Source organism: Hymenobacter sp. M1-2 (genome assembly GCF_057808495.1).
Genome location: NZ_JBTYZO010000024.1, coordinates 28,130 through 52,269, shown reverse-complemented (window position 1 = coordinate 52,269; position 24,140 = coordinate 28,130). Strand labels below are relative to the sequence as shown.

The following is a 24,140-nucleotide window of genomic DNA, read 5'->3' as shown; positions in this document are numbered from 1 at the left end:
TCCTGCTTCCCTCCTGCTATGTCCGATGCCGTTGCTTTTCTTTCCTCACCCGTCGGAATTCTGCGGCTTCGATCATCGGGCGCTGGCCTCTCCGCCGTGGAGTTTGTGCATGACATTCCCGCGCCCGTCGAAACGCTGCTCCCTGCCGTGCCTGCCTGTCTGCGCGAACCATACCAACAGCTCCGGGCTTACTTTGGGCGGGAGCTTCGCGAGTTCGATCTAACCTACGACGTAACCCAAGGCACTGATTTTCAGCGGCGAGTGTGGGCCACATTACCTGGCGTTGGCTTCGGCCGCACGGCTTCTTACCTGGATCTGGCCCGGCAACTTGGCAATCCGGCCGCCGTTCGAGCCGTGGGGGCCGCCAATGGTCAAAATCCATTGGCCATAGTCTGGCCCTGCCACCGCATCATTGGGGCCAGCGGGCAGCTCACGGGTTATGCGGGCGGCTTGCCACGCAAGAAATGGTTGCTGGATTTCGAACGTCCTGCCGTGCAGGCTACGCTTTTTGGATGAAGCAGTGAAGCAGTGAGTTGCTTCGTTGTCCGGACTCCTGCTCAGCGCTTTGCCGAAGAACCAGCCGGGGCTACGCCAGTAAGCTTGAGCAGCTCCTGGTAGATGATGTTGTTTTTCCAGTACAGCTGCAACACCATGGGCACGTGATGCTTACCCGGCAACACGGAGAAGTATGGCGTCTGCCCTAGCGACTTCAGCTTGTCCCGGAACCGTCGGCTGCTGGCACTGATGGAGGGGTAGGTTTCGCCCCCAATGAAGATGAGATAAGGCGGCGTTTGAGCCGACACGTGGTACATGGCCGACACCTCGCGCCACACCGCCGGCTGTTTCCCAAACGGTACCAAATACTGCTCATCGCCGGTGTATTCCAGTTTGCGTAAGTAGTCGGCCATGTCCAGCCCGGCGGGGTCGTCGAGGATGGCTCCTTTGACAGGGTTGCGCGCGAGGCCGCGCCGCTCGAATAGGCGGTTATCGGCCGCAAGCAAAGCGGCTAATCCGCCGCCGGCGGAGTGGCCCATCACGAAGAGGCGTTGAGGGTCGCCACCATATTGCTGAACGTGTTCAAAAGTCCAGGTAACGGCGCGGGCGCAGTCGTCGGCCATCTGCGGCACCTTCACATTCGGCGACAGACGGTAGTTGATAATGACGGCTACGACACCCTGTTTGGCCAGCCGCCGCCCAATGAACGAGTAGAAGTCCTTGTTGCCGCTATTCCAGCTACCCCCGTGAATGAATACCACCACCGGATGCAGAGCGGCAGTCTTCTCTTTGGGCGCATACACATCGAGGCGGTGCCGCTCGGCATCATAGGCGGAATCGGTGGCGGGCACGTAAGCCAGGTCCTGCGTGCGGTGGCTGGGGCGAGCAGTGGCGTATTCGTTGGCGAAGCCCAGCAACAGAGGCAGCACGAGCAGAGCCGGCAACAGCAGCCAGCGGTGGGAAATAGACATGCAAGAGAAGTAAAAGCCAGTCCGAAACCGGCCACACCTGCACCTACGCAGTGCCGCCGCTGCCGGATTAGCCGCGTAACTTTTTCGTTAGGACTTACGCACGGCGGCGCTTGTTTAGCCCCGGAGGGGCGGTATGTCGGTAGCAACCAGCCGGTAAAAAACCACTAAAGCCCCGGAGGGGCGACACTACCCGTTCAACGATTGGTGCCGCCCCTATGGGGCTTGGTTCAATAGCGCAGCTGTTTTTGCTACCGATATACCGCCCCGCCGGGGCTTCCCATAGGCCGCCGTGCGTAAGTCCTGTCGTCTTGCGTGTCGCTACCTTACCGAGCGGCCTTTGCTATGGCGCTGCTATGCACGAGGACGCCGGCTGGTGGCGTTATATTTGCCGGAACCTCTTAGCCACTACTGATCTGTTGGCTGAGAGTTTTGTTGTTTCGATTCCCCTTTTGCATACAATGAAGTACCCTCTTTACGTAGCCTTCGGGCTGCTTACCGTGCTGGCGCTGCCGGCCCAGGCTCAGCGTAAAACCAAAACCAAGGTCGAAACGGCCGCCGTCAGTTCCGCTAACCGCTTGCAGCCGTTGTTTGGCGGCATTTCGGCGGCGCAGGCCGAGGGCTTGATGGGCCCGGGCTACCTGGATAAGGTGGTAGGCAGCTTCGCGTCGCGGGCGGAGGCCAGCCGGTTTTTCTCGACCAAAGGCTACGAGTATCTCACCGAAGGGCAAACGGATACCGCTGTTTACCGCTTCAATTTGGCCTGGCTCCTCGACGCCAAGAACCCCGACGTGTACCGCGGCTTGGGTATTGTAGCCAGCCGCAACCCTTCCCCCGACCAATCCATTACCCTGCTCACCCAAGGGCTGGCTCTCGCGCCCGAAAACAGTCTTATGCTGAGTGATTTGGGTGCCAGCTACCTCATCCGCTACGAGCAGACCAAGAAGAAAAAAGACCTCGTCACCGGCGCCGGCCACTTGCAGCGCGCCGTGGCTCTCGATGCCAAGAATGCCGTGGCTTGGCAGCAACTAGCCAGGGCGCATTATTTGCAGGAAGAATACGCGAAGGCCTGGGAAGCCCTGCACAAAGGCCAAAACATCAGCATCACCAGCATCGACTTCGCCTTCCTGAGTGAGTTGATGGCTAAAATGCCCGACCCGGAAGGTAAATTCAAATAAGCCGGCGGAGTGAAGCGTTAGTTGGCTGAATCAAGGCAAAGCAAGGACCGTAAAAACCGATTTATCCTGCTGTTCCGTTGAGTTCATAAGCTCACCGGCAGGCAAAACAATCTTGCTTTGCGGCGGGCCATAGTGCCGCTGGAAACGGCTTCAGGAGTAGTACACCGACCTTTTTTGGTAGGTCGTTCTTCTTCCTGCTTTCCTTTTCACCAACCTGCTTCGGCTGCGCTACGTAGCCTACGACCTATTCTGCCTTCTTAACCCGACTGCGTGAAGCATTTTCTGCTGATTTCTTCTTTTGCCGCCAGCGTGGCGCTGGCGCACTCGGCCACCGCTCAGGACAGTCCGGAGCGCCGCCGTCGCCACTACAACAGCCAGGCCCGGCCGTATTACCGAGGGCCGGTGCGTTTCACGGTGGGCGGCGGGGCGGCTTTCTACAACGGCGACTTGGCGGAGAGCCTCGGCAACAATCTGCCCGGGCCTAGTATCAGCCTCGGTATTCTGTATCTGTTGCGCCCCCGGCTGGTGATTGGGGGCGAGGTTACCTACTTTCAAGTTGGGGCCAAAGATCAGCTTGCGGAGCGGGGCCTAGCTTTCCGCGGACGCAACGTGAGCGGCGTTACTTTCCTGCGCTTCGAGTTGCTGCGCGATGAAAGCCAGTTTGCTAGCCCGCGCCGCCCGGCCGCCCTCATCAAGCCCTACCTGAAGGCAGGAGCTGGCTTTCTACTCTACAGCCCAGAGTCCTACCTCGGCACCGCTCGCCCCACTACAACCTCCACCTTTCTGCGGCCCGAGCGCAACGACTACCCGGCCCTGGCCGTCACGGCGCCAGTGGGTTTTGGTATCGTATTTCGCCTCACGCCCAAGCTCAATGCCACCGCCGAGGCATCTTACTACTTCACCTCCACCGACCAACTCGACGACGTTAGTCCCGCCAGTGGCCGCTCCAGCTCCAAGCTCAACGATGGCTACGGCTTAGCAGAGCTGAAGCTGGAATACGCTCCTTGGGGACGGTAAAGTAGAAGTATTGTCAAGAGTAAGTCTGCTGCGCGACGCAGGGAGGGCAGATTCTACTGCAACTCACTGAGACCCAACAACAACTTCAATACACAAAAAAGGCCCGTCGTTTGGACGGGCCTTTTTGCATTCATTAACAGCTAGTTAGTAGCCGTCAACGCTTTGGCTATTGCTTCACGAAGCGCTGGTGGAATACTTTCTGTCCGTCGCTTACCGTGAGCGTGTAGATGCCTTTAGCTAGAGCGGCTACGTTGAGTTGGTCGCCATTCACGCGCAGGCCCAATACTTTGGCCCCGCGCAGATCCGTGAGCGAAACCGAAACCACGGGCACGTTGTCGGGCATGATGATGCGCACGACGTCGGTGGCAGGGTTGGGGTACAACTCCAGGCTCCGCGATACACTTTGCAATGCACCAAGCGAATTGACGCCAGTGTTGCCGTCCGCAATGGTTGCGCCACCCGTGATGGTGATGCTGTAATCTTCGGTTTCGCCGTAGCTGAAAGTACCGCAGCTGGTGGTGGCCGAAGCATCGCTCATAACTACGCGCAAACGAGTCTTGCCATTTTTGGCCGTAGCCGGAACCGTGAAGTTGCCCGCGAGCGTACCGCTGCTGCTGCTGCTGCCACTAACAACCGTCTCGCCACTGTCGGTGAAGTCGCCGTCCTGGTTGTAGTCGATGAAGATTTTCCAGTACTCGGTGTACGCGGAACTCGTGAAGCCAGCGGAGAAATTGATGGTCTGCGCCGAGCCAGCTGCTACGCTAGTGCCAGTAGCCGTGCCGTCGTAGTAGCCGGCATCTTTACCCGAAGTGCGGCTGATGCTGCCCAGGCTCACTAAGTCTATCCATTCGTAGCCAACGTTGCTGCCTTTGCTGGTGCAATACGTAACCGTGGTAGGTGGCGGGGTGGTAGTACCGCCACCGCTGTACGCAGCCCCGACGCCCACGGCGTACCAGGCGTTGGTGGTAGCAATTACCTGAGCCGAACCGGCTCCATACAAGTCAGTAGCGGCCTGAATGGAGTAGGTGCGGGCAGCAGCGTAGTTGGACGAAGCCGTTAGGTACACGCTTTCGGTGCGGTAGGCAATTTTAGCGGCCGCATCAATACCAATGCCGCTCACGGTGTAAGCACTCCCGATATCATTGGTGCCGCTTTTGCCCACGCTCAGGATGTAGAACCAGTGGTTGAGTACGCCGCTGTTGGTGTGTACCCCGCCGTTGTCGCCGGTGCCCGTGTACCAGCTGGTGCCCTTGTAGGTATCGGGCTGGCCTTCGGAATTTGGGTCACTCATGGAGCGAAGTGCGGGCCGAACTTTGTCAATGTCTTCCCCGATCAGCCACGTGGCTTTGTCGGGTGCTTTGTAATATTCCACGGCAGCGCCCCAGATGTCGGAGAAGCCTTCATTGAGGGCGCCTGACTCGTTGCTGTAGGTGAGGTTGGCGGTGCTGGAGCACACGGCGTGCCCAATTTCGTGGGCGCACACGTCCAGCGAAGTCAACGGGTCGAAGCGGGTGTTGCCGTCGCCGTAGGTCATCACCGAACCGTTCCAGTAGGCGTTTTCGTAGCCTTTGCCATCACCGGGAGTGTCGTCGAAGTGTACGTAGCTCTTGATTTTGGCTCCCGCGTTGTTGTAGGAATTGCGGCTGTGCACGTTTTTCCAGTAGTCGTACACGGCCTGGGCACCCCAATGAGCATCAAGGGCCGCGTTATCGAAATTGGCGTTGGCGTATTCCGTCCAGCTATTGTCAGCGTCCGTGAAATCGACGGCGTTGGTGTAGCTGCTGCCTTTCCGGCAGTTGTAGGTCTCAATGCCCGAGCCGCGCGTTAGCTCACGCAGGCGGTAGCTACCGTTGATGCTTTCGGTGGCGCTGGTTTGGGTACCAGCATATTTGGTGGCGAAAGTGCCCGTTGCGGCAGCATGCTTGATAATGGCGTCTTGCAGCACGATTTCACCCGTGTGCGCATCCACATACACGTAGGCCCGGCTGATGGGTGCTTTGGCGTACACATCGAACTTCCAAGCCAGCGTCGGTTTGTCCAGTTTCTGGGCATCGGTGGTACGCGCATTGCGCACAATCACCAGCTCGCCTTGAGGGCGGTAAGTGGCAGCAGAGTTATTCTGCTCCTGCCGCAAGCCCGCTTCTTCTGCCTGATCTTCCCACATGTACTGGCGGGCACCCACGAACGACAACGCGCTACGTAAGGCAGTGGCAGCATCGAGCGCAGGCGTAACGTTCAGGTTCTGAATTCGCTCCACTTTGCCGCTCATGCTTTCCACCTTGCCTTGGCGGGCGTGCAGCGTGTAGGTAGCGTGCTCTACTTTGATGCCTTTGTAGTACTGATTGTACTTCTCGTGCGCGAAGCCGAGGTTGTCGGTCTCGGCGCGGGCCGCAACCATCTGGTCGCTGTTCGTGAGCTGTAACTGCTCCACAAAAGCCTTGCGGGCTTCGCTTAAAGAATAAGCTGGGGCTTTGGCATTAAACCGTACGATAGCAGGAGTGCCATCTTCGGCTAGAAACTTTTCGGCTGCGCGGGCAGCATCTTGGGCATAAGCTGGCGTAAACGCCAGTCCGCTGAGCAACAACAAAGCAGATACGTGGTACTTGTTTGACATTTTCTGTGGTTTGGTTGTGGAAATGGGAACTAGGGCATCCTACTTACTTTTCACTAAGCAGGCTGCTAATTTACATTTTTATTAAAATCATGAGCAATATTTTAAATTATTATTCCGTAAACCTCTATTCAGTTACAATGATTATAATTCTGTAAAGAACCAATAGTCTAGATTAAGATTGTATTAAACGCTACAGCTTGCTGAGGTAATTTCCCCGGCCTTCAATTGTCCCTTCAAATTAGAGCCATAGTTTTGCCCAGTAACTCCCATACTCATGCCTCCCGTTTTTCAAAACCCACAAACCCGTTGGGGCCTTACCCACCAACTAGCCCTTGTCACGGGAGCATCCAAAGGCATTGGAGCAGCAATAGCGGCTGAATTACTGGCTTTTGGTGCTACAGTACTGGCCGTAGCCCGCAACGCGGCCGAGCTAGAGGCGCAAGTAGCCCAGTGGCGCGTTGAGGGCTTCGATGCGCACGCCGTAGTAGCCGACGTGAGTACGGAGGCCGGCCGGCAACGAGTGCTGGCGGCCGTAGCCGAACACGGATCGGCACTGCACATTCTCGTCAACAATGTGGGCACCAACATTCGTAAGCCAACCACCGAGTACGGCGCCGCTGAGTATCAATACTTGCTGGCTACTAACCTGGAATCGGCGTTTGGGCTGTGCCAAGGAGCTTTTCCGCTGTTGCAGGCGGCGGGGCGGGCTAGCATCGTCAATGTTTCTTCGGTGGCGGGCCTCACCCATCTTCGCACCGGCGCCATCTACGGCATGACCAAAGCTGCTCTGATACAACTCACGCGCAACCTGGCCGTGGAGTGGGCCCCCGCCGGCATCCGAGTGAATGCCGTGGCTCCCTGGTACATCCGTACGCCCCTAGCGGAGGGCGTACTGCGCAACCCCGAGTATCTGGAGCAGGTGTTGGTTCGCACGCCGCAAGGCCGCATAGGAGAACCAGAAGAAGTGGGCGCCGCAGTGGCCTTCCTGTGTTTGCCCGCCGCCAGCTACATCACCGGCCAGTGCCTCAGCGTAGACGGCGGCTTTACAGTAAATGGCTTCTGATCACGGATTAGCACGGATTTTAACGGATTTTGTGGTTGGCGCGAATGTCGCCTAACGTAATCCGCCAAAAGCAAAAGAGCTTGCCAGGTGGCAAGCTCTTTTGCTTTTCAATCGTCCACAAAATCCGTGTAATCCGCTAAAATCCGGGCTAATCCGTGATCGTAGCGGGCTAGGCTGCCTTCGGCGGAGGCGAGGTAGAGGAAGGGTTCGATTAATTCTAGCTCCATGAGCAGCAGTTCGCCTTCGGCTTCCACACCGTCTACGCGGGCGTAGAGGCAGCCAGCGGCGAACTCGCGCACGATGTGGTCGGCAGCTTGGCGTAGGTGGGCGGGGGCTTCGCGGGGTTCTATGCCGCCGCCGAGGTAGTGTTGTACTCGGAAATCGCCGGCCTTGGGCGTTTTCAAGACGCAGTGGCTGTACTCGCCGCCGAGGTAGATGAGTGACCATTCGCCCTGCTCCTGAATCTGGCGCTGGAAAGGCTGCACCAAGAAATCTTCGTGGCGCAGCAGTTCATTCAATTCCGGAGTGCGGCGGATGGCTTCGGCCCGGTTCAGTTCGAATGTATTCTTGGCGCCGCCGCTCACAGCTGGCTTTATCACCAATTGCTCGGTTTGGAAGTCCTCAAATAGCGTATCCGCTTCAAACGCACTTCCCTGCGACAGCCAGCGCGTAGGGACAATCCGAATGCCCGCCTGCTCCATGTCGCGCAGGTATTTCTTGTCGGCGTTCCAGCGTACCGTGGCGATGGGGTTTAGCAGCCGCACGCCCAAGGCTTCGAGCCGGTCGAGCCAGGCATAGAATTCCTGCACCCGGTCGAAATAATCCCACGGCGACTTGAGCACCACCACATCATAAGAAAGCCAGTTCACGGCCGGATTGGTCCAAACGCGGGGCTCGACGTGATGGCCTTGCTCACGCAGGTAGCGCGTGAGCAGATTGTCTTCATCATCGACGTTGGGCGCAGCGTATTGCGCCAGCGTCTCGCAGGTTACCAGGGCTATGTTCATAGATAAGAAAATGCTGTTATGTCTCCCATAATCTGTCATCCTGAGCAGAACGAAGGACCTTTACAATAGAACGATAGTCGTAGCAACAACCAGTTCTTATTTATAAGAACTGGTTGTTGCATCGCTCAAAATGTCAGATGCTAAGTTGGCAAAGGTGAAATGAAGGTTGAGTGCAGCTTACTTCTTCTTGGCGGCCAAATAGTCGGCCGCTAGTGTGGCCAGGGTTTGGACACCTAGCGTCAGGCCGCTTTCATCCACGAAGAAGCCGGCGGTATGGTGCGGCGCAGTGTCGGCGGGGTTCTTGCCCTTGGGCATGCCCCCCACGAAAACGAAGAGGCCGGGCACTTTCTCTTGGAAATAGGCGAAATCCTCGGCCCCAGTCACAGCCTTTTGCAGCACCACGTTCTGCGGGCCCGCTACTTGGCGCAAGGTGGGCAGCATTTGTTCGGTTAGGCGCGGCTCGTTGAACGTCACGGGCGCGTAATTCACGATGTCGACCTCGGCGGTGGCGCCGGCGCTTTCCGCGATGTTAGTGCTGGTTCGGCGCACGGCGGCCCAGATTTTCTGCTGCATTTCCTTGTTGAGCGTGCGGATGGTGCCGGTCAGCTCCACCTGCTCGGGAATGATGTTGTTGCGCACCCCGCCGTGCACCATGCCCACTGTCAGCACGGCCGCGTCTTCGGTTAGCTCGGTTTGGCGACTGATGATGGTTTGCAGACCCATAATAATTTGCGCGGCCGTCACTACCGGATCTACGGCCAGCCAGGGGTAGGCGCCGTGCGCCGACTTGCCTTTCACTTTGATGGTGAAAACGTCGGAGGACGCCATTTCTCCTTCGGGCCGGTATTTGAGCGTGCCGACTTCCGTCTGGGCGTTGATGTGCACCCCGAAAATAGCGTCGACTTTAGGATTGTTGAGGACGCCTTCCTGCACCATGAGACGGGCGCCGCCCACTTGGCCGGGTAAGGAGCCTTCTTCGGCGGGTTGGAAGATGAATTTTACGGTGCCCGGCAGGTCCTTTTTCACTTGGCTCAACGCGTTGGCGGCACCTAGCAGCATGGCCACGTGGGTGTCGTGGCCGCAGGCGTGCATTACGCCTACTTCCTGACCGTTGTACTGGGTGCGGGCTTTAGAGGCGAAGGGCAAGCTGGCACTTTCCGTAACTGGTAGGCCGTCCATGTCGGCGCGCAGCGCTACGACGGGGCCGGGTTTGCCACCGCGCAGAATGCCCACCACCCCGGTACGGGCCACGCCGGTTTGCACTTCCAGGCCCAGCCGCTTCAACTCCGCCGCAATAATGCCGGCCGTGCGGGTTTCCATGTTCCCTAGCTCCGGGTGCTCATGAATATCGCGCCGCCAAGCAATTACTTTGGACTCCTGCTGCGCCGCGAGCTTGGCAATTCGGGTGTTGAGGGCGGCATCCTGGGCGGCGGCAGGGCGCGCCAATGGTAGAGTCAAGGACAGAAGAGCAAGCAGACGCTTCATGTAAGTAGAGCTGGAAAGTGGCCGCAAAAGGTACAACGCCCGCGTCAGTTAGCCATAACTGAGCGTGTACGCCACCCGCTACACCACGAAAAATGAGTTTTTCAGCGCCCATGCACCGGACGAGTCGCCAGCAACATATTTTTGTAGCCCTTTACTAGCAAGTCCGTTTATGTCTATTGCTCCTGCTTCCTCTATATCCTGGTCCGCGGCGTGGCATAGTACGAGTTTTCGGGTGCGGCTGCTGGTCGTGATGGGGCTGTTGCTGGGACTGGTGGCGTGGTTGCCCCGGTTCTTCACGTTCGTCCAAGCCCGTTCCGGCACGCAGCTGCCCGACCCAATCCTGTCCTTGCTGCCCGTCCTCGATGTGTCGTGGCCCATCTTTATTCTTATTTACGTGGGTGTAGCTACCACCCTGGCCCACGTACTGCCCCGGCCGCTGGTGCTGCTCCGGCTCTTGGGGGCATATTGGCTGATGCAGGTTTGCCGGGCCGGGCTGTTGCTGCTGCTGCCCTTGGAACCGCCGACCGGCCTATTGCCCCTCCGCGACCCAATAATTGACACGTTCATCTACGTCTCGGCCGGCCCCATCACCAAAGACCTGTTTTTCTCCGGGCACACCGCCACCATGATGCTACTGGCGCTGGCCGTGGCCCCAGGCCAGCGCCGCCGCTGGTTGCTGGCTGCCGCTGCCGCCGTAGGGTTGCTCGTGCTGGTGCAGCGCGTGCATTACACCTACGATGTGGCCGCCGCGCCTCTTTTCGCCCTCGGCTGCTACCAATTGGCCGACCGGCTAACTCGCATCGGCTTGGATGACTGAGTTGCAATAGTGCCGTCTTCCGTCAGACGCGGCCTCTATCGTAGGCGGGTAACTGCCTCTGATGCTTCGGGTAAGGATGGTTCCTATATCTGAAGTGCAGTTCATTCTTCGTTGAGAACGAGCGGTACACCCGCGCACAGCAAGCCACAGGCGTTGCGTCGCCGTCTGCCGTATCCGTTCAGGAATGAGTATTAAGCTGTTGTAGTCTGGCTGCTGAATCAAAACGCAAACGCTAAACAGTAGTGGAATTATTCTATCTCCGATTCATTTGGGAGCGGTACAGCGGCGCTTCCTTCAATAAGTTCCTACTATCTTGCTAGGCCATTTAGCAAGGCTCGTTGGTTCAGCGTTATACAAATGAAGTTGAAGTGGATCTTTACCCTACTAGGTTTGCTTCTCAGCAGGCCACTTATAGGGCAGCACGGCTACTGGCAAATGGATTACGACTCGCTGGCGCACACCTTGCCCCAGCAACCCACGGATGTGGCCCGCCTGCGGACCCTGGTGAAACTAGTCGACATCATAGACCTGACCGAGCAACGGCGGCGGCGGCAGTTGCTGCCGCAACTGGATGAGCTGCTCCAACTCAATAGTCGGCTCCAGTTAGTGGATCAGAAGCCGTACCAGCAGTTGCGCGTAGGGCTAGGGCTGTGGGCCCAAGACGCGCCCGGTACGGAGGCTATGGCTGCTATGCAGCAGGCTATTTCCATCTTCGATGAGATTCACAAGCCAGTGCCGCGAATACTGATTGCCATCGCACCGCTGTTCAATATGCTCAAGCAAGAGGCAAACCGGGGCCTCTACTACCACCGCAAACTATCTTTCTACCGGCTCCGTGGCGATACCGAGAACGTAGCGGCCTGTTACCTGGCCCTCGGCGGCCACTACCGCCGCAAAGGCGACTACAACCAAGCCATCAGCCACCTGCTGCGCGCCGCCGACCTGTTCCAGAAACTCGACCGGTTTCTGTATATCAACGAGATTATTGCCGTTGGGGCGCTCTATGCCGACTGGGGCAACCAGCCCAAAGCCTTGGAATACCTCCAACGGGCCATGCAGCTGGTGAATACCTATAAAGTGACAGGCTTTAGGCGGTTTTTCACGCTGGAAGCCATTTCCAAGGTATACGCGCGGCAAGGCAACTACGCCGCCGCCCTGCGCTACGCCAACCTGGGTCTGCCAGCAGCGCGCGGCGACTCCACCTTCGAAACAATGTACACGGCGTATGCGCTGGTGCAAAAAAGCGCAGTGCTGCTCAGTATGGGCCAGCCCGACCAAGCGCAGCCCCTGCTCCGCCGCGCCCAGCACATCGACGACTCCTTGCACATACCCATGACCAGCCGGGTCGGTGATTTTGAGCTGGAAGCAACCTGGGCGCAGTACTACACCGCCCGTAAAGACTATGCCCAGGCCGAGCAGCACTGGCTCCGGGCCTACCAAAAAGCCACCGCGGCCCACCTGGAAGTGCTATTGCCGCGGTACCTGACGCAGCTTTCCCGCTTCTACGACGCGCGCGGTATGCCGGCTGAGGCGCAACGTTACTCCCGCGCCTACCTCACCCTAACCGACACGCTGAACGCCACGCAGTCTACCTTCCGGATTGCGCAGTACGAAGGCGAGCGGGTGGAACAGGCCTACAGCGCGCAGGTAGCGAACCTGCGCCAGGAGCAAGCCTTGCAGGCGCTTCGCCTGAAACAGCGGAATCTGTTGCTGGGCGGCGCGCTGCTGGTGGTGATACTGCTGTCGGGGCTGGGCGTGTTTATTTATCGCCAGCTCCAAACCAACCGCCGCACGTTGCGGCAGCTGCGGCAAACGCAGAACCAGCTGGTGCAGTCGGAGAAGTGGGCTTTTGTGGGCGAGCTGTCGGCGGGTATCGCGCACGAGTTGCAAAACCCGCTCAACTTCATGAAGAACTTCGCCGACGTCAGTACCAAGCTCGTGGACAGTATGCCCGACGGCCGCCTGGACCCAGCCCAGCAGTCGGGGCTGGAGCAGGAAATAGTGGCCGGACTGCGCCAGAACTTGCAGGAAATCAGTGAGCATGGCTTGCGGGCTTCGGCCATCATCAAAAACATGCTGGAGCATTCCCGCGCCGGCACCGGCCAGCTCACACTCACCGACCTCAACGCCCTGGCAGCAGATTCCATGCGGCTGGCCTACGAAGGCCTACGTACCCAGCACCCAGAATTCACGGCTAAGCTGACGCCCCAGTTTGATGAGCAGCTGCGCCCGGTGCTGCTCATGCCGCAGGATATGAATCGGGTGCTACTCAATCTGTGCACCAACGCCTTGCAGGCAATTCGGCAGCGGCAAAAAACCGCTTCCCCTGGCTACGAGCCCGAAGTACGCGTGAGTACCTCGCAGCGAGGTAGCCTGGTGGAAATCCGGGTGCGTGATAACGGAACGGGCATGCCGGAAGATGTGCGACGGCGGGTTTTCGAGCCATTCTTCACCACCAAACCCACTGGCGAGGGCACCGGACTAGGCTTGTCCTTGAGCTACGACATCGTGAAAAAGGGCCACGGCGGCACCATCAGCGTGCGTAGTGAGCTGGGGCAGGGCACCGAATTCATTATTACGCTCCCATTCTAGCCAGAGCGGTTACTCTGCTTGAAAGCCGCTTACTTGAGGTACTTCTCGTAGATACCCGCCGCTATTTTCTCGGTCAGGGATTTGGGCACCAGCGAGGTGAGCGTAGCCGACACCTTATTCAAGGCTCCCGGAATCAGTTCCGCCTCGCCGGCCAGCAGCGCCGCAATACCGGCCTGAGCCACCTGCGCGGGCGTCATCGAAACCTTATTAGCCGTTTCCTGGAGGCCGGCGCTCATGCCCGCCCGGTCGGCGAAGTCGGTGGTGGTGGCGCCGGGGCTGAGGCAGGTGACGGAGACGTTAGTATCGCGCAACTCGTAGCGCAGGCCCCGCGAAAAGCTTAGCAGAAAGGCTTTGCTGGCAGCGTAGAGCGTGAGCGTAGGCACGGCCTGGTAGGCCGCCGTGCTCGATACGTTTAGGATGTACGACTTGGGCTGTTGCCGCAGCACGGGCAGCAAGTGGTGAGTTAGGGCCACCGGCACGTGCATGTTCAGTTGCAGCATGTTTTGCTGCTCGGCCAGCGGCAGCTCCTCAAACCGGCCCCACAAGCCGTAGCCCGCGTTGTTCACTAATACCGCTAGCTCTTGCGTGTGCGTCTTGGCCCACTCTGCTACTCGCTCAGCCGCACCCGGCGCGGCCAGGTCGCAAGCCAGAACACTGGCCTCAATACCGTGCTGCTGGCGCAACTCGGCCGCGGCCTGCTCCAATTGATTTTCGGAGCGGGCCACGAGCAACAGATTATAGCCTCGGCGGGCCAGCTCGGCGGCGAAGGCCCGGCCAATACCCCGCGAAGCACCAGTAATCAGAGCAGTTTTCAAGGAGAGAGTGTTGGAATAAGTGGAAGTAATTTAAAGCTAGGACTAGGCTCTAACTCCCCTCCTTTTTGAAGGAGGGGTGGCCGCAGGCCGGGGTGGTAAAACCGTTGAACGACATCTAGCTCTAGTTTTTTAGTTCTAGTCAACCACCCCGGCCTGCGGCCACCCACGCCGCTTGATGCGCGGAATTTGAAAAAGGAGGGGAGCTAGTTGCCTAGCCTTTCTCCTACTTCACCAAGTGCAAAAACCGCAAATAAAACGGGGTGGGGCTGTTTTCGTGCTTGGGCTGGTACTTGCCGGCCACTATGGGCACGTACATGACGCGGCGGCGCGATACTTCGCCCATCAGCGGCGACTGGGCCACGCGGTGCCACATCCGGCCGTCGTGCACGGTCAGGTCGCCGGGCTCGGTTTCGACGGCCACTTCGTTCGGGTCGGGGCCTACGTCTTTGTAGTACTTCTTGCGAAACAGCATTTCGCGCAAGGGCTGGCGGTGAGTGCCCGGAATCAGGCGCAGGCCGCCATTGGTGGCGGGTGTTCCGTCGAGGTGAAAACCCACGTTGAGCATGGGCCCAATGCGCTTGCCGTAGAAGACGTCGCGCAACGAGTCGGTGTGCCAGCCCATCTGCGAAAACGCCGAGCCCAGCACGTTCACGTAATGGTTGATGACGAGGCCATCCTTCTCGTTGATACCTACTCGGCCGCCCGGCGCCTCTAGCAGCGGAAACAACGCTTCGAAACGCGGATCTTCCAGAAACTCGGCCAGCACGGGGCTGTAGTGGGAGGCAAAGGCGAAGCGCTGCACGATGAGCGAGCCGTCCACGTCCTTGCCGTATTTGATGGGCACGCCGTTCACTTTCTGCACGCCCTCGGCTAGCCACTGGCGCTGCACTTCCTGCGTGGCGCGTAGGAGGCTCTGCACCTGCTCTGCTTGGGCAAAGGCGCTGAAATGCAGAAAGCCATAACGGCGAAAAAATTCCAGCTGCTCAGCGGTGAGAGCGGAATCCAACGTAAAGCGCGGATAGTGAAGTAGTGAAGCCATAGACGCCAGGGCGGCTTAAAAATGCACCTGCGGGGACAAAGATACAGAGCGAGAATGGTGGTCATGGTGCTTAAAGCCAAAACGACCAGCAATTATGACTACTAAGCTGCCTGTTGGGACGTGAAGAACAGGTGAAATCAACCCGCAACAAGCACCGAGGTTTTAGCTCACCTCGTATCTTAGCCCTCATGGCTGCATTCCGGTTTTTTCAGCTTGCGTTGCGGGAGCGGCTGTGCTGGGCGCTCTTCTTGGCTGGTCTGCTGCTCGGAACGGAGGCAGTAGCGCAAGGAACCGCTAACCATTTAGTCCCGTTTCGGCGCGGTGCCCGCTGGGGCTATGCCGACCGCAACCGCCGCCTCGTGCTGCCCCTCGCCTACGACGAAGCTGGGCCCTTTGTGGGGCAACTTGCGTGGGTGCGCCAAGGCCCGCTCTACGGCTACATCGATGCCAGCGGCAACGCCATTATTCCCGTACAGTACAGTGCGGCCAGTAATTTTCGGCCCGAAGGTCGCGCCACCGTGGTGCTCCAAGCCGATACGTTCGACATTGGTCCCAGCGGCCACCGTCTCACCACGCCCCCCGAACCCGCCCCCGAAACCGACTACCTCGAACAAGGCGACGTAGTGCGCCGCCAGGGCAAAGTGGGCTTCCGCTTCACGAGTGGCTCCAACACGGTGGTGCCCGCCGAGTACGACGAAATCCGTGACCTGCACCACGACGGGCTGCTACTGGTGCGCCAAGGCTCGAAATGGGGCGCGCTCAACGCCAAAGGCAAACTCACGCTACCCCTGGAATACGATGCCGTTCGGGCCGGCGCGGCCAATGGCTTTGCGTATCCCGTGGTGGAGCAGCAGGGCCGCTTCGGCTACCTCGGTCCCGATGGCCGCTTGCTGACCAAGGTGAAATACGCCGCCGCCGAGCCATTCGTGGCGGAGGTGGCCCGCGTGACCACCGCCACCGGCCAGGTTGGCTACATCGACAGCCAGGGCCGGGAGTTCTTCGAGGAAGAGTAGCTTGTGCTGCCGGCAAGGTCCCTTTCAAGTACTAAATCCACGTTACGGATTAGTCATAACGCGGATTTAGTAAGTCATTTTCTCCGCCCCTACTTCACGTTATTATTGGCTGGCTGCTCCGCTCTGCTGTTTGCAAGGATATGTTCGGAGAATTAGACACAACAGACCACAACGCTCACCATGCTTGCCACATGTTAGACATATCTGACCATATCTTATCCAAGGTAATTCATAAATAAACATGTCTCACCACATTTTTACCAAGTTTACCAAGAAATAATCCTTGCTAACCACATTTTGAGCAACACTACCAAGAAGTAGTTCAGTTTGACCACATTTGGAGCAATATGACCAAGAAATGTTCTATTTTAACCACATTTTGAGCGATGTGACCAGAAGAAAATTCTTGTGGCCTCAGTTTGAGATATAGCAGCAAGAAGTACATAGTAAAGGCCACTAATTGGTCATCTTAAGCCACAAACTAGCCACTGCCCTACGTGCATGGCGCAGCCGACTCGGGGCTTCGTCTGGGGCAAGAGTACGGCCGAGCGCGGCAGGTTAGCAATGGCCACTTAAGTGGATTTGCGTAGCTTGGGGCTATATATTTAAGCGAGTATGGAAGTTTCTGCATCTGCCGCGGCCCGGCTGGTGGAACAGTTTGCCGAGCGCATAGCCCGCCGCGACGTACCACCCCCACCCGACCCGAATCGTTTTGAGGCGCCGCAGGTGCTGAACCGCCTGGCGTGGCAGCTCCGGCCGTTGAGCCGCTACTCCCGGCTGCGCAGTACGTTGGCGCGCATCTGCTACGCGTTTGTGGCCGAGCCGGAACGTTCAGCGGCGGCCTTGGGGGCGGCGGCCGGGGTAGGGCGCGAGGCCATTAGCAACGCGGTGGGCATCTTACAGCGCAGCGGCCTGCTGCAATACCAGTACCGCAACCGCCGCCGTCAGTACCGCCTCACCCGTTTCGGCGAAGACTGGCTGCTGGCTATTGCCCAGGACAAGGAACCGCCCGCCTTACCCGCGGTGGCAGCGTAGCACACCGTGCGGGTGCTCTATTTTGCCTTGCTTATTTCTTTTCCCGATGCTCAACATTCATGTAAGCGCCTGCTCTGAAGACTGGAGTGATATGGCCCCGGCTGCCCAGGGCCGACACTGCGCTACCTGCAACCGGCTGGTAGTCGATTTCACGCATAGCCCGGCTACCGGCGCCGAGGTGGCCGCGGCCCGCGCCGCCGCGCCGGGCCAGCGCCTGTGCGGCCGTTTCCGGGTAGAGCAGCTATCCGCCGCCACGCCCAGGCCCGCAAAAAGACGCTACCGGCCGCGTTGGCAGTATCTTTTGCTGTTGGGGCTGGCTCTAACGCAAACCGAAGCTGGGGCGCAGACCCGCAAAGCCGCACCGGCGGTCCGCAAGCCAGGGACTACGGCACCCGTTAAAGAAGCTCCTATGCCCCGGCAAGCAGTGAATACGGCACAGAGCGGCCAGCCGAAAGTATATATGTATGTGGAGCAGATGCCGGTCTTCAAGAAGGGTGGCCCGGAAGGCATGAAGAAGCTGCTGGCCCAGAACCTGCGGTGGCCGGCGGAAGCCATTGAAACAGAAGGAAGAGTGTTCGTGGGTTTCATCATCGACAAAACCGGCCGGTTGCGGGAGGCGAAGGTGCTCAAAGGCTTACACCCGGCAATAGATGCCGAAGCTCTCCGGGTCGTTCAGCTACTCGACGGCCAATTCACCATTGGCCGGCAGAACAACCAGCCCGTAGCTGTGCGCCTGACTATTCCCGTCACGTTTAGCCGTAACTAAGCTGTTTGGCCTCCTCGTTTCAGTTATGAAGTACACCTTCCAGGGTCCCAAGCAAAAATTTACCAGTCCTACCGCGCGCCGGACAAGCGTACAGTGGCTGAGCGCCTTGGTGCTGGCAACTGAGGCGGCGGCGTTGCCCGGTCTGGCACGAGCCCAAGCGCCCGCCCCACCCACCAGTACGACGCCTCCCCTGCCCCCGGTCTATACCTTCGTGGAGCAGATGCCCATTTACCGGCACGGCCGGGCAGATGCCCTCAAGGATTACGTGCTGCGCACCCGAAAATGGCCCCGGGAGCTATGGAAAACCCACGGTACGGTGTTCGTCTCGTTCATCATCACCGACCAAGGCCAGGTGCGCGACGCGAAGGTGATGAAAGGTCTGCATCCTACCCTGGACGCGGAGGCGCTGCGCGTAGCCGAATCCCTGGATGGCCATTTCTTACCGGGCCGGCAAAACGGGCGGCCCGTGCATGTGCAGTATACCTTGCCCGTTCCCTTTCAACCGAAGTAAGCCATGCTCGCGCTGCCCATCCTCAACGTACGCCTCCAGGCCTGCTCCGAAGACTGGAGCCGCATGACGCCCGTGGCCCAGGGCCACCACTGCGCCACCTGCGACCGGGTGGTGGTTGACTTCATGCACAGCACCGCCGCCGACCTGGAAGCCGCCCAGGCCGCCTCCCCGGATGGACGCCTCTGTGGCCGGTTCCGGCCGGAGCAGCTGGCCCCGAAGCCGCACTTACGCCCCAAGCTGCGGCGGTTTCTGGTGGCGCTGGTGTTGGTGTGCGGGCTGGGCCTGACGAGCCGCGAGGCCTGGGCGCAGGTGAAGGCCGGAACGGCGGCAAAAAGCACCCCAGAATATGTCTACGGCGGCCCTGAGCGGATGCCGGTGTTCGAAGGAGGTCAAGAAGCGCTACTAAAACTGCTGGCCCAAAACCTGCGTTGGCCCAAAGAAGCCTCTCATGTAGAAGGCAAGGTGTATGTGGGCTTTATTGTGGACAAAGAGGGCCGAGTACGTGACGCCAAGGTGCTAAAAGGCTTACACCCTGCTCTGGATGCTGAGGCGTTGCGGCTGGTAAGGCTCCTTGACGGTCACTTCACTCCTGGACAGCAGAATAATCATCCGGTAGATGTGAGCTACACCGTTCCCATCACGTTCCAGCACGATTGATGAACAGCACCGGCTCTTTGCTACCAGCAGAACACTGCGAAACACTGCGCCAACCACTGCGAAACTCTGCGAGAAAGAAAGTCAGGCCCCAGGCTAGCCTAAGCCTATAGGCCTTTACCGCTCTGCTATTCCCAAAAAATTCGCACTTTACTACCCGCATCATCTCATCCCACTCTCGTTCCCCGCTTCCATGATCTTCACGCCCAGCCCCATGCTGCTCAAGCTGCTTTACACGCGCGGCAGCCTGCACAACACGCCCAACGGCGTGGCCTTCAGCATCAAAAACCGGCTCGATACGGTGCACTTCACCCGCCTCGACTACGTGCAAGTGGGCGAGCACCGCATCACCCCCGACCATATCGCCCTGGACCTCGGCGATGGCGACATCCGGCCCGTACGCGACGCGCTGAGCCGCACGCCCAACGGTTTGGAATTCGCCGTGGGACACAGCATCACGTTTCACCTCACTATGCCGGCCCTGCCCGAAGGTATTCATGCCGTGCAGGTGCAGTTTGCCGCCAACCCGTTCGGTGACCTGCACGTGGAAGTGGAAGACGCCATCGTGAACCTGCCCGACAACCGCACCCGCATCCCGCGCAACGACCAGGACGACTACTCTGATGCCGCCATTCAGGCCCGACAGCGCTTCGCCGAGGAGTTTTCGGGGCAGCCGCTCAAGCACCTCAAGCACTACTCTTTCGATGCGCACGTGCTGCAAGGCAACTGTGAGCATTTCACGGGTGTGGCCCAGATTCCGGTGGGGCTGGCCGGCCCGCTGCGCGTAAATGGCGAGCACGCGCAAGGCGACTTTCTTATTCCGATGGCGACCACCGAGGGCACGCTGGTAGCGAGCTACAACCGGGGCATTCAGCTGCTCAACCTGTGTGGCGGCGTAAAGTGCACCGTCATTGGCGACGCCATGCAACGGGCGCCGGTGTTCGTGTTCGATGACGCGCGCGGGGCCCGGGACTTTGGGCGCTGGGTGGAAGAGACCATTGGGCAGATTCGGCCGGAAGCCGAAAGCACCTCTCGCGTCGCCAAGCTCCAGTACATCGACACGTACCTAAGCAACAAGTTCGCCTACCTGCGCTTCAACTTCTCGACCGGCGACGCGGCCGGCCAGAACATGGTAGGCCGCGCCACTTTCGCGGCCTGCTCCTGGATTCTGGAAAACTACAAAGGCGCGCCCATCCGCCACTTCTACCTCGAATCGAACTTCGCCACCGACAAAAAGGCCTCCCAGATCAACGTGATGCGCACCCGGGGCAAGCGCGTGGTAGCCGAAGCCGTAGTGAAGCGCGACGTGCTGCAACAGCGCATGCGCGTGACGCCCGAACAGCTGGCCTACCACGGGCAAGTGAGCAACGTGGGCGCCTTCTTGTCGGGGGCCAACAACAACGGTGCGCACTCGGCCAACGGCATTACGGCCATGTTCATCGCCACGGGCCAGGATGTGGCCAACGTGTCAGAATCGTCGGCGGGCGTGTTGTATTCGGAAATTACGGCCGAGGGTGACCTGTACATCAGCATCACTATCCCCTCGCTCATCGTGGCCACGCACGGCGGCGGCACGGGCCTGGCCACCCAGAACGAATGCCTGCACATGCTGGGCTGCGTGGGCCGCGGCACGGTCAATAAGTTTGCCGAAATAGTAGCGGGCGTAGTGCTGGCCGGCGAGTTAAGCCTGGGCTCCGCCATCAGCAGCTCCGACTGGGTAAGCAGCCACGAGCAGTACGGCCGGAACCGGTAAGAGCAGCTAGACTCTCTCATCTCGCTACGCTTCTTCCTCCGCAGGAATCTGCCGTTCTATCATCAAAAAAGCCCCAGTCAGAAATGGCTGGGGCTTTTTTGATGATAGAGCTACTTACAGCGGGTCGGCGGTGACTTTGAAGCGAGAGTCGGCGCGTACGGTGATGTCGCGAGAGATGGGGCGGGCAATTTCGGCCTTGGTGGTGAGCGTGTAGCTGCGGGCCTTGATGTATTTATCGAGTACCGCGTTGGTCGGTGTCAGCGTGATGGTGTTCACGCCTTGCGGCACCTGGGTCAGCGAGGCTAGCAGTACTTGGTCGTTAGCATCGGTGCTGATGTAGATTTCAATGCGGCGCAGGAAGTCGAAGTTTTCGCTGCTGGGGTCGGTGATGGTGAGCGTGAGGCGGTTGAGGCTCACGTTTTTCACGAGGTCGGCGCGGGTTCCTTCGTTGCTGAAACGCTCCTCCGATTTGGTAGGCACCGTAATAGGCGATAACGGAACCAGCGTCCCAAGCGGGAAATTGCTGGCAATACGGATGTTCTGCGAGTCTTCGATGTAAAACGTCAGCAGCTTCTCAATCTTCTTACACCCCACACCCAGCAACAAAGCCAGCAGCGGGAAAATGAACAATGCTTTCTTCATGGATCACGGATTAGCGCGGATTTAAGCGGATTTCACGGATTTTGTGGACGGTTTTCGAACGGCTTTTGTATCGGAAATTTTGGCCGGACGTCATCCATTTACGTTTGCTGCATCCTGGCTGGATTGATAATGCTTGGTAAATAGCCCCGCCCAACCAAGAACAAACCGAGCCGGCGCCATCCACAAAATCCGTGAAATCCGCTACAATCCGTGCTAATCCGTGATCTAGTCCATCATGTCGGCAGCGCGGGGCGGTTCGTGTTTGAAGTCGGGCTGCCAGCTCATGGGGTACTTCTCATCGATGTAGGGCAGCGCGGCTTCGGTGAGGTAGAGGGGACGGAAGGTGTCGACCATCACGGCTAGCTCGTGGGTTTCCTTTTTGCCGAGGCTGGCTTCTACGGTGCCGGGGTGCGGGCCGTGCGGAATGCCGCTGGGGTGCCAGGTGAACGAGGCCAAATCCACGCCGCGCCGCGACATGAAGTTGCCCGCCACGTAGTACAGCACCTCGTCGGAATCGACGTTGGAGTGGTTGTAGGGCGCCGGAATGCTCAGCGGGTGGTAGTCGAAAAGGCGCGGCACGAAGGAGCAAATCACGAAGTTGTGGCCCTCGAAGTGCTGGTGCACGGGCGGCGGCTGGTGCAGGCGGCCGGTTATCGGTTCGAAATCGTGGATGCTGGTGGCGTAGGGGTAGAAATAACCGTCCCAGCCCACCACATCGAACGGTGAATGGCCATACACGAGCTGGTGCAGGTAGCCTTCCTTCTTGATCTTGACAAGATACTCGCCCGACTCCTGCACGTCGTCGGTAATTAGCTCGCTCGGCGGCCGGATGTCCCGCTCACAGTAGGGCGAATGTTCGAGCAGCTGCCCGAAGTGGTTGCGGTAGCGGCGGCACGTTTCCACCGGGCTAAACGACTCGATGATGAGCAGCCGCACCGGGCCTTCCTCGAAATGCAGCTGATGAATAATAGTGCGCGGGATGATAACGTAGTCGCCGGGCTCGAAGGTGACTTTGCCTAGTTGGCTCCACAGTTCGCCCCGGCCTTCGTGCACGAAAATGACTTCGTCGGCCAGCGCGTTTTTGTAGTAATAGCTCATGCGCCGCTCGGTGGGGTTGCAGATGCTGAGCGTCACGTCGGCGTTGCCGAGCATGGTTTGGCGGGCGGCCAGGTAGTCGCCGCCGGTGGTGGTTTGGGCCAGGGTACGCAGGTGACTGGGAGCCAGCGGCTTGTCTTTGAGCAGCTTGGGACCGTACGGCTGCGGCTCCCCCACGTGGCGGATTTCGGTGGGCGGATGCTGGTGGTAAAGCAAGGACGAAACGCCGTGGAAGCCTAATGTGCCGACTAGCTGCTCGGCGTAAAGCGAGCCGTCGGGCTGGCGGAACTGGGTGTGGCGCTTGCGCGGAATCTGGCCGAGGCGGTGGTAGTAAGCCATGCGAGAAGAAGCGTTGCGGGTGGGAGATGGGGTGGAAAAGCTTGGTACGTGAAGGTAAGAAGGTTTGGCAGGAAGCCCCGCGGCAGTTAGCAGTAGCTTTGCAACTGCTTTGCTAGCTCCTGCCTGCTCAATACTAAACGAGTTATTCGTTGCTTGTTACTTGTTGTTCGTAGCGTATTGCTACAACACCACTGACTAAGCACCAAGCACTACCCCCTAAAAACTACCAATGTCTTTCCGTTTCCTGCCGGTTTTGCTGCTCCTACCCGTTGTTGGCGCCACGCCACCCGCAGCACGCGCCCGTACGTTCAGCTTCCATTATACCGCCACCGTACCCCCGCTCCCCGCCGGCGCCGACTCGCTGGAGCTATGGCTGCCCGTGCCGCACTCCGATGTTTCGCAAGACATTCAGCAGGTTGAAATCAAGACTACGGCTCCTTATACAGTCACCGACGCGCCGTTTGGCAATAAGGTGCTGCATCTGAAAGTATCCACCGCGCAAGCAGCTGGCCTCACCGTCGCTATGCGTTTCCGAGCCACCCGCCGCGAGCACCGAAATACATTCCTAACTGGTGTAAGCGCCAAGCAGCAACTAGCGGAAGCTCCCGACCCCAACCTAGCCCGCTGGCTCGCCCCGGACCGCCTCGTGCCGCTCGACCCCAAAATCAAGGGGTGGGCGCAGGAAGTGGTGACGAAGGCTGGCGCGAAAACCGACCTCGACAAAGCCCGCGCCATCTACGAACACGTGGTGAGCACCGTGACCTACGACAAATCCGGCCAGGGCTGGGGTCGTGGCGACATCTACTACGCCTGCGACGCCCGCCGCGGCAACTGCACCGACTTTCACGCTGTGTTCATTGGCTACTGCCGCGCCCTCGGTATTCCGGCCCGTTTCAGCATTGGTTTCCCATTACCGCCCGAGCGAGGCAGCGGCGAAATCAAAGGCTACCATTGCTGGGCTGAGTTCTACATCCCGCAAACTGGCTGGGTCCCCATTGATGCTTCTGAAGCAGCCAAAGACCCCAAGCGCCGCGCCTATTTCTTCGGCGCCCACGACGAAAACCGTGTCGAATTCACGCGGGGCCGCGACCTGGCCCTGACGCCACACCAGCAAGGCGCGCCGCTCAACTATTTCATTTATCCGTATGCCGAAGTGGATGGCAAGCCGTTCGAAGGTATAACGCGGGAATTTCAGTATCAGGATCAGCACAAGTAGCCATTGATGAAAGCTTAAACTTGTGA

General features: G+C 59.0%; 21 protein-coding genes. 13 read left to right on the top strand and 8 right to left on the bottom strand.

All coding sequences use genetic code 11. The annotated features are described in order from the left end of the window. Positions 1–18: 18 nt before the first annotated feature. The gene (locus ACYSMN_RS20455) at positions 19–516 is read left to right on the top strand and encodes a methylated-DNA--[protein]-cysteine S-methyltransferase (RefSeq protein ID WP_488925773.1); all 498 of its coding nucleotides are present in this window, start codon (positions 19–21) and stop codon (positions 514–516) included. Between the two features lie 41 nt (positions 517–557). Here ACYSMN_RS20455 and ACYSMN_RS20450 read toward each other — a convergent pair whose 3' ends face one another. Continuing rightward, positions 558–1,466, bottom strand: a complete 909-nt coding sequence (locus tag ACYSMN_RS20450; protein ID WP_488925772.1) for an alpha/beta hydrolase — start codon at positions 1,464–1,466, stop codon at positions 558–560. A gap of 458 nt (positions 1,467–1,924) precedes the next feature. Here ACYSMN_RS20450 and ACYSMN_RS20445 point away from each other — a divergent pair, with 458 nt between their 5' ends. Both ACYSMN_RS20445 and ACYSMN_RS20440 read left to right on the top strand, forming a co-directional pair. After that, on the top strand, positions 1,925–2,641 hold the full coding sequence (locus ACYSMN_RS20445; RefSeq protein ID WP_488925771.1) for a tetratricopeptide repeat protein: 717 nt from the start codon (positions 1,925–1,927) through the stop codon (positions 2,639–2,641). 270 nt (positions 2,642–2,911) lie between these two features. After that, positions 2,912–3,658, top strand: a complete 747-nt coding sequence (locus tag ACYSMN_RS20440; RefSeq protein WP_488925770.1) for a hypothetical protein — start codon at positions 2,912–2,914, stop codon at positions 3,656–3,658. Between the two features lie 166 nt (positions 3,659–3,824). On the opposite strand, the gene ACYSMN_RS20435 is transcribed toward ACYSMN_RS20440, so the two are convergent. Beyond that, positions 3,825–6,272 carry a M4 family metallopeptidase gene (locus ACYSMN_RS20435; RefSeq protein WP_488925769.1) on the bottom strand — a complete coding sequence of 816 codons (2,448 nt, stop codon included), beginning with the start codon at positions 6,270–6,272 and terminating at the stop codon, positions 3,825–3,827. A 274-nt stretch (positions 6,273–6,546) separates the two neighbouring features. Here ACYSMN_RS20435 and ACYSMN_RS20430 point away from each other — a divergent pair, with 274 nt between their 5' ends. Continuing rightward, positions 6,547–7,335, top strand: coding sequence for an SDR family oxidoreductase (locus ACYSMN_RS20430; protein WP_488925768.1), 789 nt, complete (start codon positions 6,547–6,549; stop codon positions 7,333–7,335). 107 nt (positions 7,336–7,442) lie between these two features. On the opposite strand, the gene ACYSMN_RS20425 is transcribed toward ACYSMN_RS20430, so the two are convergent. Both ACYSMN_RS20425 and ACYSMN_RS20420 read right to left on the bottom strand, forming a co-directional pair. Next, positions 7,443–8,342, bottom strand: a complete 900-nt coding sequence (locus ACYSMN_RS20425; RefSeq protein ID WP_488925767.1) for an ATP-grasp domain-containing protein — start codon at positions 8,340–8,342, stop codon at positions 7,443–7,445. 177 nt (positions 8,343–8,519) lie between these two features. After that, the gene (locus tag ACYSMN_RS20420; protein WP_488925766.1) at positions 8,520–9,827 is read right to left on the bottom strand and encodes an amidohydrolase; all 1,308 of its coding nucleotides are present in this window, start codon (positions 9,825–9,827) and stop codon (positions 8,520–8,522) included. Between the two features lie 169 nt (positions 9,828–9,996). Here ACYSMN_RS20420 and ACYSMN_RS20415 point away from each other — a divergent pair, with 169 nt between their 5' ends. Together ACYSMN_RS20415 and ACYSMN_RS20410 are read left to right on the top strand one after the other, a co-directional pair. After that, a complete protein-coding gene (locus ACYSMN_RS20415) occupies positions 9,997–10,644 on the top strand; it encodes a phosphatase PAP2-related protein (RefSeq protein WP_488925765.1) in 648 nt (215 codons plus the stop codon). 435 nt (positions 10,645–11,079) lie between these two features. Then, the gene (locus ACYSMN_RS20410) at positions 11,080–13,236 is read left to right on the top strand and encodes an ATP-binding protein (RefSeq protein WP_488925764.1); all 2,157 of its coding nucleotides are present in this window, start codon (positions 11,080–11,082) and stop codon (positions 13,234–13,236) included. Between the two features lie 29 nt (positions 13,237–13,265). Here ACYSMN_RS20410 and ACYSMN_RS20405 read toward each other — a convergent pair whose 3' ends face one another. Continuing rightward, complete coding sequence (locus ACYSMN_RS20405) at positions 13,266–14,051, bottom strand: SDR family NAD(P)-dependent oxidoreductase (RefSeq protein WP_488925763.1); 786 nt, start codon at positions 14,049–14,051, stop codon at positions 13,266–13,268. Positions 14,052–14,274: 223 nt separating this feature from the next. After that, positions 14,275–15,090: a phytanoyl-CoA dioxygenase family protein gene (locus tag ACYSMN_RS20400; RefSeq protein WP_488925762.1), complete on the bottom strand. Its 816-nt coding sequence runs from the start codon at positions 15,088–15,090 to the stop codon at positions 14,275–14,277. Positions 15,091–15,278: 188 nt separating this feature from the next. On the opposite strand from ACYSMN_RS20400, the gene ACYSMN_RS20395 reads away from it, so the two are divergent. The 6 genes from ACYSMN_RS20395 (at position 15,279) to ACYSMN_RS20370 (ending at position 20,822) form a co-directional block, all read left to right on the top strand. After that, positions 15,279–16,103 carry a WG repeat-containing protein gene (locus ACYSMN_RS20395; protein WP_488925761.1) on the top strand — a complete coding sequence of 275 codons (825 nt, stop codon included), beginning with the start codon at positions 15,279–15,281 and terminating at the stop codon, positions 16,101–16,103. A gap of 615 nt (positions 16,104–16,718) precedes the next feature. Then, on the top strand, positions 16,719–17,138 hold the full coding sequence (locus ACYSMN_RS20390) for a hypothetical protein (protein WP_488925760.1): 420 nt from the start codon (positions 16,719–16,721) through the stop codon (positions 17,136–17,138). Positions 17,139–17,184: 46 nt separating this feature from the next. Next, positions 17,185–17,904, top strand: coding sequence for an energy transducer TonB (locus ACYSMN_RS20385; RefSeq protein WP_488925759.1), 720 nt, complete (start codon positions 17,185–17,187; stop codon positions 17,902–17,904). A gap of 25 nt (positions 17,905–17,929) precedes the next feature. After that, positions 17,930–18,415, top strand: coding sequence for an energy transducer TonB (locus ACYSMN_RS20380; protein ID WP_488925758.1), 486 nt, complete (start codon positions 17,930–17,932; stop codon positions 18,413–18,415). 3 nt (positions 18,416–18,418) lie between these two features. Next, positions 18,419–19,072 (top strand): energy transducer TonB, encoded by a 654-nt coding sequence (locus ACYSMN_RS20375; protein WP_488925757.1) that lies wholly within the window; start codon positions 18,419–18,421, stop codon positions 19,070–19,072. 190 nt (positions 19,073–19,262) lie between these two features. Beyond that, positions 19,263–20,822, top strand: coding sequence for a hydroxymethylglutaryl-CoA reductase (locus ACYSMN_RS20370; RefSeq protein ID WP_488925756.1), 1,560 nt, complete (start codon positions 19,263–19,265; stop codon positions 20,820–20,822). A gap of 114 nt (positions 20,823–20,936) precedes the next feature. Here ACYSMN_RS20370 and ACYSMN_RS20365 read toward each other — a convergent pair whose 3' ends face one another. Continuing rightward, complete coding sequence (locus ACYSMN_RS20365; protein ID WP_488925755.1) at positions 20,937–21,464, bottom strand: hypothetical protein; 528 nt, start codon at positions 21,462–21,464, stop codon at positions 20,937–20,939. Between the two features lie 225 nt (positions 21,465–21,689). Then, positions 21,690–22,898: a homogentisate 1,2-dioxygenase gene (locus ACYSMN_RS20360; RefSeq protein WP_488925754.1), complete on the bottom strand. Its 1,209-nt coding sequence runs from the start codon at positions 22,896–22,898 to the stop codon at positions 21,690–21,692. A gap of 229 nt (positions 22,899–23,127) precedes the next feature. Between ACYSMN_RS20360 and ACYSMN_RS20355 the strand changes: the two genes are divergently transcribed. After that, positions 23,128–24,114 carry a transglutaminase-like domain-containing protein gene (locus ACYSMN_RS20355; RefSeq protein ID WP_488925753.1) on the top strand — a complete coding sequence of 329 codons (987 nt, stop codon included), beginning with the start codon at positions 23,128–23,130 and terminating at the stop codon, positions 24,112–24,114. Positions 24,115–24,140: the final 26 nt, after the last annotated feature.

Excerpts from the sequence above, each read along its gene's own strand:
- ACYSMN_RS20420 (WP_488925766.1), bottom strand. The coding sequence starts at position 9,827 with ATGAAGCGTCTGCTTGCTCTTCTGTCCTTGACTCTACCATTGGCGCGC.
- ACYSMN_RS20360 (WP_488925754.1), bottom strand. The coding sequence starts at position 22,898 with ATGGCTTACTACCACCGCCTCGGCCAGATTCCGCGCAAGCGCCACACC.
- ACYSMN_RS20390 (WP_488925760.1), top strand. The coding sequence starts at position 16,719 with ATGGAAGTTTCTGCATCTGCCGCGGCCCGGCTGGTGGAACAGTTTGCC.
- ACYSMN_RS20355 (WP_488925753.1), top strand. The coding sequence starts at position 23,128 with ATGTCTTTCCGTTTCCTGCCGGTTTTGCTGCTCCTACCCGTTGTTGGC.
- ACYSMN_RS20435 (WP_488925769.1), bottom strand. The coding sequence starts at position 6,272 with ATGTCAAACAAGTACCACGTATCTGCTTTGTTGTTGCTCAGCGGACTG.
- ACYSMN_RS20415 (WP_488925765.1), top strand. The coding sequence starts at position 9,997 with ATGTCTATTGCTCCTGCTTCCTCTATATCCTGGTCCGCGGCGTGGCAT.
- ACYSMN_RS20375 (WP_488925757.1), top strand. The coding sequence starts at position 18,419 with ATGCTCGCGCTGCCCATCCTCAACGTACGCCTCCAGGCCTGCTCCGAA.
- ACYSMN_RS20365 (WP_488925755.1), bottom strand. The coding sequence starts at position 21,464 with ATGAAGAAAGCATTGTTCATTTTCCCGCTGCTGGCTTTGTTGCTGGGT.
- ACYSMN_RS20385 (WP_488925759.1), top strand. The coding sequence starts at position 17,185 with ATGCTCAACATTCATGTAAGCGCCTGCTCTGAAGACTGGAGTGATATG.
- ACYSMN_RS20430 (WP_488925768.1), top strand. The coding sequence starts at position 6,547 with ATGCCTCCCGTTTTTCAAAACCCACAAACCCGTTGGGGCCTTACCCAC.
- ACYSMN_RS20410 (WP_488925764.1), top strand. The coding sequence starts at position 11,080 with ATGGATTACGACTCGCTGGCGCACACCTTGCCCCAGCAACCCACGGAT.
- ACYSMN_RS20400 (WP_488925762.1), bottom strand. The coding sequence starts at position 15,090 with ATGGCTTCACTACTTCACTATCCGCGCTTTACGTTGGATTCCGCTCTC.
- ACYSMN_RS20370 (WP_488925756.1), top strand. The coding sequence starts at position 19,263 with ATGATCTTCACGCCCAGCCCCATGCTGCTCAAGCTGCTTTACACGCGC.
- ACYSMN_RS20395 (WP_488925761.1), top strand. The coding sequence starts at position 15,279 with ATGGCTGCATTCCGGTTTTTTCAGCTTGCGTTGCGGGAGCGGCTGTGC.
- ACYSMN_RS20450 (WP_488925772.1), bottom strand. The coding sequence starts at position 1,466 with ATGTCTATTTCCCACCGCTGGCTGCTGTTGCCGGCTCTGCTCGTGCTG.
- ACYSMN_RS20425 (WP_488925767.1), bottom strand. The coding sequence starts at position 8,342 with ATGAACATAGCCCTGGTAACCTGCGAGACGCTGGCGCAATACGCTGCG.
- ACYSMN_RS20380 (WP_488925758.1), top strand. The coding sequence starts at position 17,930 with ATGAAGTACACCTTCCAGGGTCCCAAGCAAAAATTTACCAGTCCTACC.
- ACYSMN_RS20455 (WP_488925773.1), top strand. The coding sequence starts at position 19 with ATGTCCGATGCCGTTGCTTTTCTTTCCTCACCCGTCGGAATTCTGCGG.
- ACYSMN_RS20445 (WP_488925771.1), top strand. The coding sequence starts at position 1,925 with ATGAAGTACCCTCTTTACGTAGCCTTCGGGCTGCTTACCGTGCTGGCG.